The 13385-nt window shown below is 67.4% G+C and carries 13 protein-coding genes; 6 read left to right on the top strand and 7 right to left on the bottom strand.

Going from position 1 to position 13385, the window contains the following annotated elements; genetic code table 11:
- Positions 1–58: 58 nt before the first annotated feature.
- Positions 59–955 carry a helix-turn-helix domain-containing protein gene (locus ACPEH1_RS09995; protein WP_037590807.1) on the bottom strand — a complete coding sequence of 299 codons (897 nt, stop codon included), beginning with the start codon at positions 953–955 and terminating at the stop codon, positions 59–61.
- Positions 956–1144: 189 nt separating this feature from the next.
- Between ACPEH1_RS09995 and ACPEH1_RS09990 the strand changes: the two genes are divergently transcribed.
- The 5 genes from ACPEH1_RS09990 to dld all read left to right on the top strand — a co-directional run bounded on the left by ACPEH1_RS09990 (position 1145) and on the right by dld (position 7139).
- A complete protein-coding gene (locus ACPEH1_RS09990) occupies positions 1145–1570 on the top strand; it encodes a VOC family protein (protein WP_017354901.1) in 426 nt (141 codons plus the stop codon).
- A gap of 199 nt (positions 1571–1769) precedes the next feature.
- Positions 1770–3428: an L-lactate permease gene (lldP, locus tag ACPEH1_RS09985; RefSeq protein ID WP_136006911.1), complete on the top strand. Its 1659-nt coding sequence runs from the start codon at positions 1770–1772 to the stop codon at positions 3426–3428.
- 67 nt (positions 3429–3495) lie between these two features.
- Positions 3496–4260: a transcriptional regulator LldR gene (gene lldR, locus ACPEH1_RS09980; RefSeq protein WP_136006908.1), complete on the top strand. Its 765-nt coding sequence runs from the start codon at positions 3496–3498 to the stop codon at positions 4258–4260.
- Positions 4261–4263: 3 nt separating this feature from the next.
- A complete protein-coding gene (gene lldD, locus ACPEH1_RS09975; protein ID WP_017354898.1) occupies positions 4264–5424 on the top strand; it encodes an FMN-dependent L-lactate dehydrogenase LldD in 1161 nt (386 codons plus the stop codon).
- Complete coding sequence (dld, locus tag ACPEH1_RS09970; RefSeq protein ID WP_423715724.1) at positions 5421–7139, top strand: D-lactate dehydrogenase; 1719 nt, start codon at positions 5421–5423, stop codon at positions 7137–7139. Before lldD ends, dld begins: the two co-directional genes overlap by 4 nt.
- 18 nt (positions 7140–7157) lie before the next feature.
- On the opposite strand, the gene ACPEH1_RS09965 is transcribed toward dld, so the two are convergent.
- The gene (locus tag ACPEH1_RS09965; RefSeq protein ID WP_017354896.1) at positions 7158–7466 is read right to left on the bottom strand and encodes a hypothetical protein; all 309 of its coding nucleotides are present in this window, start codon (positions 7464–7466) and stop codon (positions 7158–7160) included.
- Positions 7467–7627: 161 nt separating this feature from the next.
- On the opposite strand from ACPEH1_RS09965, the gene ACPEH1_RS09960 reads away from it, so the two are divergent.
- On the top strand, positions 7628–8122 hold the full coding sequence (locus ACPEH1_RS09960; protein WP_153165245.1) for a DUF1543 domain-containing protein: 495 nt from the start codon (positions 7628–7630) through the stop codon (positions 8120–8122).
- A gap of 21 nt (positions 8123–8143) precedes the next feature.
- Here the strand turns inward: ACPEH1_RS09960 and ACPEH1_RS09955 are convergent, their stop codons facing one another.
- From ACPEH1_RS09955 to ACPEH1_RS09935, 5 genes are all read right to left on the bottom strand, one after another.
- A complete protein-coding gene (locus ACPEH1_RS09955; protein ID WP_136006898.1) occupies positions 8144–8875 on the bottom strand; it encodes a M949_RS01915 family surface polysaccharide biosynthesis protein in 732 nt (243 codons plus the stop codon).
- 121 nt (positions 8876–8996) lie between these two features.
- Positions 8997–9449, bottom strand: coding sequence for a hypothetical protein (locus tag ACPEH1_RS09950; RefSeq protein WP_312707884.1), 453 nt, complete (start codon positions 9447–9449; stop codon positions 8997–8999).
- Positions 9450–9523: 74 nt separating this feature from the next.
- Positions 9524–10063 carry a hypothetical protein gene (locus tag ACPEH1_RS09945; RefSeq protein WP_026070586.1) on the bottom strand — a complete coding sequence of 180 codons (540 nt, stop codon included), beginning with the start codon at positions 10061–10063 and terminating at the stop codon, positions 9524–9526.
- Complete coding sequence (locus ACPEH1_RS09940) at positions 10060–12294, bottom strand: hypothetical protein (RefSeq protein ID WP_423715723.1); 2235 nt, start codon at positions 12292–12294, stop codon at positions 10060–10062. The genes ACPEH1_RS09945 and ACPEH1_RS09940 overlap by 4 nt, the downstream gene beginning before the upstream one ends.
- An 11-nt stretch (positions 12295–12305) precedes the next feature.
- Positions 12306–13385 (bottom strand): DUF2345 domain-containing protein (locus ACPEH1_RS09935; protein ID WP_423715722.1); only part of this gene is annotated, 1080 nt, incomplete at its 5' end.

Here is a 13385-nt window from a genome sequence, read left to right as displayed (position 1 = left end):
CTCCAGGGGATCCGGGTGTGCGAAAAGCGCGATCCAAACGTTACTGTTTCGTTTCCGCTCAGCCTGTACGCGATGCGCGGTGGATATGTGCGACTTGAGCTTTAGTGCGCAACGCGCGCATCTGACAGCGGTACGCCGATGCCGTGACGCCGAAGTGCGCGCGGAAGGCCCGCGCGAAGCTGCAACCGCTTTCGAATCCGCAGGCCGCTCCCACCTCACCGACGATCAGGTCGCTGTCCAGCAGCAGTTCGGCGGCGCGCTCCATGCGCAGCCGCACGCCAGCGGCCTGCGGGCTCTCGCCGAACACGCCCTGGTAAGCCTTGGAGAAGTACCAGTAGGACAGGCTGGACAATTCCGCCAGCTCCCCGATGCTGACTACCCGGTCGACGTTTCCCTGCAGCGTCAGATGAGCGCGGCACAGCCGGCCCAGAACATGGCGCCTGCGATGCAGCGAGCGGCCCGGACAGCGATCTTCCTGCAGCCCCATCGATCGCTGCAGATGGACGACGTGGCGCAGCAGCGCCCGCAACATCGCATCGCCACTGACGCGATCGTGCGCAGGTCTGCGGACCAGCTGACGCCAGAGACGAATGGCAATCTGCAGGTCGCACCGGGTCATCGCGCCACAGCCGGGATAGAGCCGGCACGCATCGGCGTTCAGCAGCTCAAGCGCGTTGCCCTGCAATGCCACGCCGATGCAGAGGCCGCGACGGTCGGCCTGAAGGCGCGGCTGCGAGTTGCGGTCCAGCACGATCCAGTGTCCGGCGTGCAGGTGGAAGCGACCCTCGCTGGACTCCATCCGGCTGCAGCCACGCACCTGCAGCCACAGGGTGAATGCCCCGCTGCCGACCTGTACCGACGACATGCGTGATACGCCGATGCATCCGCGTGTGATGTCGCTCTGGAGGTCGATCGTCAGGTTCTGTCCGCGATCCGCCCAATTGATTGTCTGCATATCGTCCACGCCGGCACCTGCCTGCACGATGTGTTCGGCCGGCGGCCGTTGCCAGCACGTGCGTCAAGGTTCTGTGTACGCAGGCTGCAGGCGTCGTGTTGTGTCGCTATCGGCGCGTTCTTCGATTGTCGAGGCCACCCTCACGGTGCCCACGTCATTCTTGAGGCCTATCTGGTGAGGAGTCAGCGCATGCGACCGTTCGAGATCCAACGCATCGATCATGTGGTACTGCGCGTGTCCGATCTGCCGCGGGCGCTGCGCTTCTACTGCGACGTGCTGGGCTGCACGGTGGCGCGCGAGCGCCCCTCGCTGGGCATGGTCCATCTGCGCGCCGGGGCGTCGATGATCGATCTGGTCAGCATTGACGGCGCGCTTGGCAGACCGGGTGGACCCGCCGCCGGGGCGAAGGGGCGCAATGTCGATCACCTGTGCCTGCGCGTGGACCCGTTCAACGAGGCCACCCTGCGCGCCCACCTGGAGATGCACGATGTGGCGGTCGAGGGGCCCGTGGAAAGCAACTTCGGTGCCGAAGGCGACGGGCGCTCGCTCTACGTGCGCGATCCCGATGGCAACGGGGTCGAGCTGAAGGGTCCGGCCAGTGAGTGCGGACGTTGATAATGGTAGGACCAATATACCAGCGTAAACCTATGGTCTAATAGGCCGGTCGCGCATTTGACGCTTCAATGCGGACAGTTCCGAGAGATCGCCGGATAAGTGGTAGGACCATTAATCGGGCGCATGACACTCGTGGATTTCCCCGGTTCGCGCGGTGGTGACCGCGCGGACCCCTGTCCGTTCTTGATGAGATCCGTCGATGCAGGCCTGGCCACAACTGTATGACCCCGCTGGCAACCTCTGGGTGTCCAGCCTGATCGCGCTGCTGCCGATCGCCTTCTTCTTCGTTGCCCTGGCCGTGCTGCGCATGAAAGGCTGGCTGGCCGGCACGCTGACCGTGGCCATTGCCCTGGGGGTGGCGCTGCTGTTCTACCGGATGCCGCTGCAGCAGGCCGTCGCCGCCGGCGCCTACGGGTTCATCTACGGGCTGTGGCCCATCGCCTGGATCATCCTGGGGGCGGTGTTCCTGTACAAGGTGTCGGTCAAGACCGGGCAGTTCGACATCATCCGTGCGTCGATCCTGTCGGTGACCGAGGACCAGCGGCTGCAGATGCTCATGGTCGGCTTCGCCTTCGGCGCGTTTCTGGAAGGCGCCGCCGGTTTCGGCGCGCCGGTGGCGATCACCGCCGCACTGCTGGTCGGGCTCGGCTTCAAGCCGCTGTACGCGGCCGGACTGTGCCTGATCGTCAACACCGCGCCGGTGGCGTTCGGCGCGATGGGCATTCCGATCATCGTGGCGGGGCAGGTGACCGGCCTGGATGCGTTCGAAATCGGTCAGATGGCCGGTCGCCAGCTGCCGTTCCTGACCATCATCGTGCTGTTCTGGATCATGGCGATCATGGATGGCTGGCGCGGCGTGAAGGAGACCTGGCCGGCGGTTCTGGTGGCCGGTGGCTCTTTCGCCATCGCCCAGTACCTGACCTCCAACTTCATCGGTCCCGAACTGCCGGACATCACGGCCTCGCTGGCCTCGCTGGTGTGTCTGACCCTGTTCCTGCGCCGCTGGACGCCGGTGCGCATCTTCCGCTTCGACACCGAGGCCAGCGCGCAGGCTGCCGCCCAGGCACTGGAAGCACCGCAGTACAGCCGCGGGCAGATACTGAAGGCATGGTCGCCGTTCCTGATCCTGACCGCGATGGTGACGGTGTGGAGCATCAAGCCGTTCAAGGCGCTGTTCGCCGCCGGCGGGGCGCTGGACCACTGGGTGCTCAAACTGCCCGTGCCATCACTGGATCAACTGGTGCAGAAGATGCCGCCGATCGTGCCGGCCCCCACCGCCTATGGCGCGGTCTACACGTTCGATGCGGTGTCGGCCACCGGCACGGCGATCATGCTCGGCGCGGTGCTGGCCATCGTGCTGCTGAAGATGCGTCCGGCCGCAGCCCTGCGCACCTTCGCCGAAACCGCCAATGAACTGAAAGTGCCGATCTACTCCATCGGCATGGTGCTGGCGTTCGCCTTCATCGCCAACTACTCGGGGCTGTCGGCGACGCTGGCCCTGGCCCTGGCGCACACCGGCAAGGCGTTCACCTTCTTCTCGCCGTTCCTGGGCTGGCTGGGCGTGTTCCTGACCGGTTCGGACACTTCGTCCAACGCGCTGTTCTCGGCGCTGCAGGCAACCACGGCGCAGCAGATCGGCGTGTCCGAGGTGCTGCTGGTGGCGGCCAACACCACCGGCGGGGTGACCGGCAAGATGATCTCCCCGCAATCGATCGCCATCGCCTGCGCGGCGGTTGGTCTGGCCGGCAGGGAATCGGATCTGTTCCGCTTCACGGTCAAGCACAGCCTGATCTTCACCGTGATGGTGGGCATCATCACCACGCTGCAGGCGTACTGGCTGACCTGGATGATTCCCTGACCCCATGCGCGCGGCACCGGCTCCCGGCATCAACCCCATTGCCCGCCACGCGGGCGACAATGGCGGCATGAAGAACGAACGCCTCTCCGACAAGGTGGCCGCGCAGTTGCGCGACCTGATCCAGACCGAGAACCTGCAGCCCGGCGACCGGTTGCCGGCCGAGCGCCCGCTGTCGGTGCAGCTGGGGGTGTCGCGCACCGCGCTGCGCGAAGCGATCGCGCAGCTGTCCAGCCAGGGGCTGCTGACCGCGCGCGTGGGCGGCGGCACCTTCGTGGCCGAGCCGGCCGCACGCGCGCGACAGGCCATCGACGAACCGCTGATGCCCTACCTGCCGCTGTTCCAGGGCGACCCGGAGTACCGCTTCGACGTGCTGGAGATCCGCCACGCACTGGAAGGCGCCACGGCATGGCACGCAGCCCTGCGCGCGACCGACGCGGACCGCGCGAAGATCCGCCAGGCATTCGACACCATGATGGACGCACACGGCAAGGATGATCCCGCCGGCGAGGCGCGTGCCGATGCCGCCTTCCACCTGGCCATCGCCGAGGCCTCGCACAACCTGGTACTGCTGCAGGTCATGCGCGGCCTGTTCGAACTGCTGCAGACCAACATCTCCCAGAGCCGCGAAAAGCTCTACACCTCGCCACGCACGTTCGAGCCGCTGTCGGTCCAGCACCGCGAAATGATGGAGGGCGTGCTCTCCGGCGATCCCGAACGTGCGCGCGCTGCCGCGCACGCGCACCTGGAATTCGTGCACACCTCACTGCGCACGCTCGACGACAACGAAGCCCGGCGCACACGCGCGTCGCGGCTTCCTTCTTCCCACGGTTGACCCATGATCATCTCCGCCTCCACCGATTACCGCGCGGCCGCCCAGCGGCGGCTGCCGCCGTTCCTGTTCCATTACATCGATGGCGGCGCGTATGCCGAGCACACCCTCAAACGCAATGTCGCCGACCTGGCCGACGTCGCCCTCCGCCAGCGCGTGCTGCGCAACATGGCCGAGCTGAGCCTGGAGACCGAGTTGTTCGGCGAGCGGCTGGCGATGCCGGTGGCGCTGGCCCCGGTTGGCCTGACCGGCATGTACGCACGCCGCGGCGAGGTGCAGGCGGCGAAGGCGGCGGCCAGCCGCGGCATTCCGTTCACCCTGTCCACGGTGTCGGTGTGCCCGATCGAAGAGGTGGCGCCGGCCATCGACCGGCCCATGTGGTTCCAGCTCTACGTGCTCAAGGACCGCGGTTTCATGCGCAACGCGCTGGAGCGGGCCAAGGCGGCAGGCGTGACCACGCTGGTATTCACGGTGGACATGCCGACGCCCGGTGCGCGCTACCGTGATGCGCACTCGGGCATGAGTGGCCCCCACGCGCCGGCACGGCGCATGCTGCAGGCCGCCACCCATCCGCGATGGGCATGGGATGTGGGTCTGCTTGGCCGCCCCCATGATCTGGGCAACATTTCCACCTACCGCGGCCATCCCACCGGCCTGGCCGACTACATCGGCTGGCTGGCCAACAATTTCGATCCCTCCATTTCCTGGAAGGACCTGGAATGGATCCGTGAGTTCTGGACCGGGCCGATGGTGATCAAGGGCATTCTCGATGCAGAGGACGCGCGGGATGCGGTGCGCTTCGGTGCCGACGGCATCGTGGTCTCCAACCACGGCGGACGCCAGCTGGATGGCGTGCTGTCCACCGCACGGGCGTTGCCGGCCATCGCCGACGCGGTCAAGGGCGAGCTGAAGATCCTGGCCGATTCTGGCATCCGCAACGGCCTGGATGTGGTCCGCATGATCGCGCTGGGCGCTGACAGCGTGCTGCTCGGCCGCGCGTTCGTGTACGCGCTGGCGGCGCACGGCGAGGCCGGCGTGGCCAACCTGCTGGACCTGGTCGCCAGGGAAATGCGCGTGGCGATGACGCTGACCGGCGCCAGAACCATCGCCGACATCAGTCGCGATTCGCTGGTGGACGCCACCCGTCACCTCGCGGTCGCCCCGTGAGCGGCGCGCCCGGGAACACGGCGGCGCTGCTGGCGCAGCTGCGCGGCATCGTCGGCGATGCGCACGTGCTGTGCGGCGACAAGCCGACCCGGCGCTTCCGCAAGGGCTATCGCTTCGGCGACGGGCCGGTACTGGCGGTGGTGCGTCCCGGCACGCTGCTCGAACAATGGCGCGCCCTGCAGGCAATCGTGGCGGCCAACGCCATCGTCATCATGCAGGCGGCCAACACCGGCCTGACCGGCGGCTCCACGCCCGATGGCGCGGACTACGACCGCCCGGTGGTGATCGTCAACACGCTGCGGCTCACCGGCATCCAGCTGCTCAACGACGGGCGCCAGGTGGTCTGCCTGCCCGGTGCCACGCTGGATCGGCTGGAGCAGGCGCTGGCGCCGCTGGACCGCGAACCGCACTCGGTGATCGGGTCATCGTGCATCGGGGCATCGGTGCTGGGCGGTGTCTGCAACAATTCCGGCGGCTCGCTGGTCCGCCGCGGACCGGCCTACACCGAAATGGCGCTGTTCGCCCAGGTCGACGCGGATGGGCAACTGCACCTGGTCAACCATCTTGGCATCGCGCTGGGAGACACCCCCGAGCAGATTCTGGAACGGCTGCAACGCGGCGACTACTCGCCGGGCGACGTCGACAACGGTGGCGATCGCGCCGCGTCGGACCCGCGCTACGCCGAGCAGGTCCGTCAGGTCGATGCTGCCACCCCCGCACGCTACAATGCCGATCCCTCGCGTCACTACGAAGCCTCCGGTTCGGCCGGCAAGCTGGCGGTCTTCGCGGTGCGCCTGGACACCTTCGCGCGCGAGGCGGGCGAAGTGTTCTACATCGGCAGCAATGCGATGGAGGATCTCACGGCGATCCGGCGCCACCTGTTGACCGCGTTCGAGCGCCTGCCCATCTCCGGCGAATATCTGCACCGCGAGGCGTATGACATCGGCGAGCGCTATGGCAAGGACACCTTCCTGCTGATCGACCGCTTCGGCACGGGGCGGGTGCCCGCCGCATTCGCGTTGAAGAGCCGCATCGATGGCTGGTTCGAAAGCCTGGGCCTGCGCGGCGTCACCGACCGCGCGATCCAACTGGTCATGCGCTGCCTGCCTGGCCACCTGCCGGCGCGCATGGGGCAGTTCCGTGCGCGCTACGAGCACCATCTGCTGCTCAAGGTGTCGGCGGTGGATGCCGCGGCGACCGCGACCTTCCTGCGCGATCACTTTGCGAGCGGGGAGGGCGATTACTTCCAGTGCACGGCCGAGGAGGGGCGCAAGGCCTTCCTGCATCGCTTCGCCGTGGCGGGCGCCGCCGTGCGGTACCGCGAGGTCCACCGACGTGACGTCGAGGACATCGTGGCCCTGGACGTTGCGCTGCGTCGCGACGATCGCCACTGGGTGGAGCAGCTGCCGCCGGACCTCGATGCACGCCTGGCCGGCAAGCTCTACTACGGGCACTTCCTGTGCCATGTATTCCACCAGGACTACATCGTGCGCAAGGGCGAAGATCCGCTGGCGATCGAACATGCGATGTGGGCGCTGCTGGACCAGCGCGGGGCCGAGTATCCGGCCGAGCACAACGTGGGCCATCTCTACCCGGCCAAACCGCCGCTGGCAGCGTTCTACCGCACGCTGGACCCCAGCAACGCCTTCAACCCCGGCATTGGTCAGACTCCGCGCGGGGCGCACTGGGGCGGGCACGACTGCGGGCGCCACTGAGCGCCCGCAGCGGGCGCATCACTCGCAGCGTGCTGCAGTGATGATGTTGTCCTTGTCGATGAACACCCGCAGGCGGTCCTTGCGCAGGTCTTTGGAGGTGATGGTGGCCGGGCCGATCGGATTGATCAGGCCCGCGCCGCTCTCACGCAGCAGGCGGCGCAGGGTGGCTTCATCGGCGACGTGGCCGACCGACCAGCCCAGGCCACTGGCATCGCAGAGGCCGGGACCGGTGATGGCCGGGCCGGGGGAGCTGACGCAGGCGCTCAGTGCCGCGGCGCTGCACAGCGCAAGCAGCGGAAGGGCGGCGCGACGGGCGAGGGATGGCATGGGGATGGCTCCTGCAGGTTCGGGCGCCGACGATACCACTGCCGCCGCGAGTTTCGTGTCGTGGGCGGGCGCGACACGATGACGCGCCGCGCGGGGGCGGGTCCACAGCGCAGGTACAATGGCCGCCCGCCGCGAGGGTGGGACGCAGGAGCAGATCGGACATGTTGCATGTATTCATGCTGGGCGGCCGCCATGACCGCGCCCGCATCGAGGTCCACGACGTGGCCTTCGCCAACGTTGCGCGCATCGAAGACGCCTACCCGCAGCTGCGCCAGGACTGGTTCGGCGCAGCCAAGGGTCTGCACATCGATGGCTGGCTCGCGGTGGATGGCGTAGACGGCTACAAGGTGACCTTTGTCGAGGCGGCACCGGCAGCGGATGCACCGCGGCTGTTCTTCATCAATCTCGGTGGCTACGTCGCACGCTCGCTGGGCGAGGCGCACGATTACCGGTTGCTGGTAGCCACCGATACCGCGCAGGCACGTCAGAAAGCCAAGGCGCTGCGCGATGCGGCCTGGTTCAAGCCGCACACCGACGCGGTGCTGGACGTGGACGACTGCATCGCCATCGACCAGGTCGGCGGGCGCTACGTCCACCTGGCACCGGGTCCGCACAAGGGCACGGCGCTGGTCAGCGACTACATCGTGATCGGCTGACAGCGCAGGGCGCGGCACGGGCTACGGCCCGCCGTCCGATTCGCGGCCGGGCAGGGTGTGCACCGCCTGCCAGACCGTATCCAGGTGCTGGCGGAACGCTGCCGGTGCGGCGGCGTAGGACGGGCTGTCGGCACGTTCACCGCCAAACGGCGCTTCGCCATCGATGACCACCAGCGACTCGCCCTCGACCCGGTAGCGATCATCGCCGCGTCGCAGCTCGATCACGATCTGATGCGGGTCCACACCGCCGCCGCAGAAGGCGTGGCTGGGCAGGGTCAGTTCGGCCACACCATCGCCGTCGAGGTCGGTGGCCTCGGCGTTGTCGAGGAAATAGGCGGCTTCCAGGTCAAGACCCGGGCACTCGGTGCGGTGTTCGCTGCGCCAGCGCTCGACGAACGACGTGGCGGTGTCGGCACGCCGGTAGAGCGTGGCGGTCAGCAGCGCCACGTCCATCGCCTCGCCGCTGTCGGCATCGGGCGCCTGGCTGTCGATCCGGTCCAGCACCAGCAGGCCTTCGCCGTCCCTGTCGCGGAAGTGCACAGTCTTCAGCGGGGCGCTCACGCCCAGCGCCTGGAGCGTGGCGGCGTCGATCTCGGCGAGATGGACCAGGGGGGTCGCGGCGGGCGCCGACGGCGTTGCCGCGCCTGCAGCCGGGAGCGGTGCCGGTGTCGCAGGGTCGGTCGGCGGGCCCTTGCAGGCGGCCAGCAGCGCAACGCAGGCGAGCGCCGGCAGCAGGGGGGTACGCAGTCTCATGGTCAGTCCATTGATCCGGGTGTTTTGCCTTGTTCCAAGACGTCGATGATGGCCAGCACCGCATCGGTGGCCAGACCAGGCTGCCGTGGCCCGGTACAGCGGCGCGTTGCGACGTGACATTTCACGCGCTGTTCTTGCCCGCGAATGGCGCGCACGTTTCCGGGTGAAACGCCGGCGGAGGATCGACCTCCGTGCCGTCGGCCTGGCGCAGAATCCGCTCGTCAATGCGGACCAGGGTCTGGTCCTGGCTGAATTCTGTTTCGTAGGGGCCACTGCTGACAGTGACATGGGCAACGATCTCACCCTTGTCGAGGTCAAGCAGATAGAGGTTGGAGTAGGGTGCGTCGCCCGGCTGGATCTGGTCCCATGCGCGGCCCCATACCAATGCGTGGCGCTTGTCGCAGCTGACGTTCCAGGCGTCCAGCGACGGCCCCAGCCCGATGCTCGCTTCGGCCTGCTGCGACGGGTAGACGAAATGGTCGCCCTTGATCCGGATGGCGCCGGCGGGCGTCCGCGCGCACGCGGCGGCGGTGCTGGCGACCAGTGCGAGCAGCGCCCACGAAACATATTTCATCGCCTAGTACCCGATAGGACAGACTGGGATCCGTTCACCTGCCGCACACCTGCGCCGGCATGGTCAGGCGCAGGTCAATCCAGTGCGTCGGCAATGGCAAGCGCGTCGTCCGGCGACAGGATCTGTTTGCCGGCGGCTTCATCGCGCAGGGTCAATTGCGTGTAGTGGAACCGGCGGGCGTCATCGAACGAGACGGCGGCAAGGCAGGTCCCCGTGGCGCGGTATACCTCGCCTGTGCCGGTGTCGCAGTCGACCTCCGCGGTGAATCCATCGCGGCCATGCAGCCTGCGCGGCGTACCGCTGTACTGGCTCATGCCTGTGGCGAAATCCACGTTGCGCGCGGGGCTGGCGTCGCCGGGGTCTGCCGGGGTGACCGACACTCCGAGCTCCTGCAGCAGGGCCGTGCTGCTGGATCGGCAGTACACGCCGACGGTCCGACGCTTTACCTGCACGTTCCGGCACACCGTATCGGGTTGCCCCGCACCCAGGCCGGTGTTGGCCGAGAGCGTGTACGCGGGCGCTTTGGACGCGACCGGTTCCAGGGCGCTGCCCACCGTGCTGCAGGCGGTCAGCAGGAACAACGCAGTGAGCTGCAGGGAGCGGGTAAGGGTCATATCTGATCCGTAAGTACACGGCCCGCCGATTCGGTTTCCCGAAGTCGTTCGGCCAGGCCATTGGGATCGCCCGTGCTGCGGTTGACCCCGTTGATGGCGACGGCAACGGTACGCACGCTGGCGCGGTCGATGACGTTGCCGGTGATGGCATTGTTGATGGTGCGGAACTGATTCTGCGCCGAGCCAGCCTCCCAGTACCAGCCGCCGGCATCGATGGCGGCGTAGGCGTCGGTGGACAGGCGTTGCGGATCATTGATGGTCGGCGCCCGTGCGGGCCGCGCCGGGTTCCACCACGGCGAGGTGAATGTGCTCGCATCCAGCCAGCCGCGATACACCCAGTACTTGGAGTAGTTTTCCCGGCCGGTGAGCTGCTTCATGCCCCGACCGCGGTACTTGGGGCCATCGCCGGTGGTGATGTTGCCCAGCCGGTTTTCCAGGTAGAACAGGTAATTGGGCTGCGCTGGCGCGTAGAAACCATTGGTTTCCGGCTGGAAACTCTGGTGCCGCGGGTTGCGCGAGTAGTTCGCCGAGCCTTCCAGCATCAGCGCCAGATACATCGATTCCACGGCGCCCTGGCCGAAGAAGTGCGCCATCCGGATCTGGGTGGTGACCAGATACTTGCGTGTGACCTGGTTGATCTGGACGCGGTAGTCGTCCCGGATGCTGTCCGGTGTTCGTCCACGGCCTTCGGTAGCCAGCGCGGTGATCGGGTACTTGCTGTCGGGGTAGACCTTCTTGAGCTCGTCGCGGCTGAGCCACAGGCACTTGCGGTAGTGGTGGATGAACTGAAGCGGGTGGAAGTGCCAGACCTGGCGTTCCGGCAGCCCGCTCTGCGGCCAGAAGGCGAGCGCTTCCACGTGGGTCTTGAAGTTCTGCCAGGACTCATCGGTGTGCAACACCGCGCCTGGCTGACGATACACGGCGTAGCGGGCCTCCAGATCGCTGGCGTCCCATTCGCTGGGGTGTTTGCAGATCAGGTGGCGAAGCTGCTCGGCCGCGCCGGCCGCATTGGCCCGGGCGGCAAACTCCGCAGGTGCCGACAGCGATGGGACCGGCGACGGAGTGGCCAGGCCGAGCAGCTCGGTCAGGCGATCGACATTGGCAATGCCATCTTCCGGGCTGGCCGCGTCGCCCTCCACCACCGCACGCCAGTGCAGCGGAAAATCAGCATCGGAGAGAACGCTGATCTGTTGGGCGGGATCGGCCAGATTGATGTAACCCGCGCTGGCATCTGCATAGCGGACCAGCTGCCAGTTCTCTACGTGGGTGGTGGTGTCCGCGCCCAGCAGGCGACCGAAACGCAGGTAGTCGAAGCCTGCGCTGGTACAGTCGTCGTACAGAAGGTTCGCGATGCGGTACATCTCGTACTCATAGCCGGCCTGCTGCACAGGCTGGCCCACCTGGGCGACCACCTCGCCCTGGTCATCCAGCGCGTACGTGGTGGAGACGCGGTTGCCGCCACCGAAGGCGACTTTCACCAGCAGACGGGTGGCGTTCTGACCCTCCTGACCGACGTCCAGGTCGTAATGGGTATTGCGGAACGCAGGGAACGTCAGACGGTGCGGAGCCGTCGCGCGCGGGTGACGCGCGCTGAAAGTGCGCGAGGCGGGAATGATGAAGTAGCTGTCGCCATAGACATCTGGTGAGCCGTGGGTGCCTGCCGCGATAGCAGTGCGGTCGCGCCAGAAGCCGGTATCGGCGGCACGGAAGTCGGCCTCGCTGGCGAAAATTTCGAAATGTACGGTGGACTGCCCATACAACTGGCCGCCGAAGCCGATCACGTCCTTGCGCGAAACACGCGTATTGTCCGGCGCGCGTACGGCATCGGTGCCGACGGCGGCGTCGCGCAGGAAGGGAAGCAGCAACTGGCGTCGCGCCGGGGTCATTACGCCCTTGGGCTGCAGGTGCATGTAAAGCGAATGGAACACCACGCGGGTGTTCTCGCCCGAGTCGGTCTCGTGTTTTATCAACACAAAACTGGTGTCGTAGTTGCCCAGACCCGGATAGTCACGGGTCTCCGGCGCCAGCCGGTACGCGACGATCACACCATCGGCCACCGCACGGATCGGCTGGTCGCCTGGGGTCAGATGGATGCCGCCATGCCAGCGGTTGCCGGTGGTCACCGGATACAGGCCGCGGTCCGCTTGTGCCAGCGCCAGCATGGCGTCGAGTTTCTGCTGCTCGTTCTGATTGCCGCCATTGGCGGGGAGGATCGGGTAACTGATGAGCATGCTGTCTTTCCCTAGACCGAGAACGGGGCGCGGCCCTTCAACTGGACCAGTCCCTGCGGAAGCGATTCGATACCGGCCTCACCGCTTTCCCCACCCATGAACGGATGCTGCCCGGCCTTGACGGTAAACGTGCCTGGGCAGCTGAAAGTGATGTTGCCGCCTTCCAGCGTGATCGCGCTGTTGCCGGCCTGCAGCACCACCTTCTGCTGGGCCAGGATGTCGATGCGGTCGTCGGTGGCGGTCACGGTGATGGCCTGGTCGGCCAGCAGCTCCAGCTCGCCGGTGTTGGACTGCAGACTCACCGGGCCGTTGGCGGCAATCACCTTGACCGGCCCGGCCTGCGCAAACAGCGCCACATGCTCGCCGGCCACGGCCGACACGGTTTCTCCGGCGCTGACCTGCAGGTCCTGCTGCACGGTCATCTGCAGGTTCTGGCCGGCGTAGGCCACCGCGCTGGCCGGGGTGGTCCAGACGATGCGGTCCGGCGAGTCGGCCAGCAGCAGCGGCGCGGCGAAGCGCTCCACCGGGTCCTGGCCCGGGGTGCGGCCGCTGCCGGGCTTCATGCCGGACTGGCCGTTGACCTGTCCGCCGTATTTGCCCTCGGCGCTCGGGTCGATCCTGGCGCGCAGCTGGGCGGTGCTGGTGAGTGCGCCCAGCGGCGGCACGTCCTGCTTCTGCAGGGTGTCGTGCATGGCCTCCAGCGCCCGCTCGGCACCGCGCAGCTGCTCGATGGCCTCATGGCTGTCCAGCACCGTGGAGGTGGCGTCCTGGCGGGCGCTGGTGGACAGCAGCAGGCCCTGGCCGGCATGCACGTTGCCCCAGCCGTGGGTAGCCAGCTCGAAGCCCTGGCCGCGCAGCGCGCCCCGGCGGGTGTCGCTGTGGTCGATCAGGTAGCCCAGCTCCAGCCGGCTGTCGGCCAACGAGGTGTGCAGGCGCGTGCGCAGCTGGCCGGTGGTGTCGTCGATCACCCACTGCTGGGTGCCGCTGCCATCGTGGGACTGGGTGTGCAGGCCGCTGAGCACGCCGGGGTGCTGGGCGGTGTCGTCCAGGCCGCCGCCGAAGGGCGGGGCGACCTCGCCGTTGTAGAGCTG

Origin of the sequence: Stenotrophomonas sp. NPDC077421 (assembly GCF_049545505.1) — a bacterium.
GTDB classification, from domain to species: domain Bacteria; phylum Pseudomonadota; class Gammaproteobacteria; order Xanthomonadales; family Xanthomonadaceae; genus Stenotrophomonas; species Stenotrophomonas nematodicola.
Note: the sequence above shows the minus strand (reverse complement) of the source record. Positions and strands in the feature narration are given on the sequence as shown.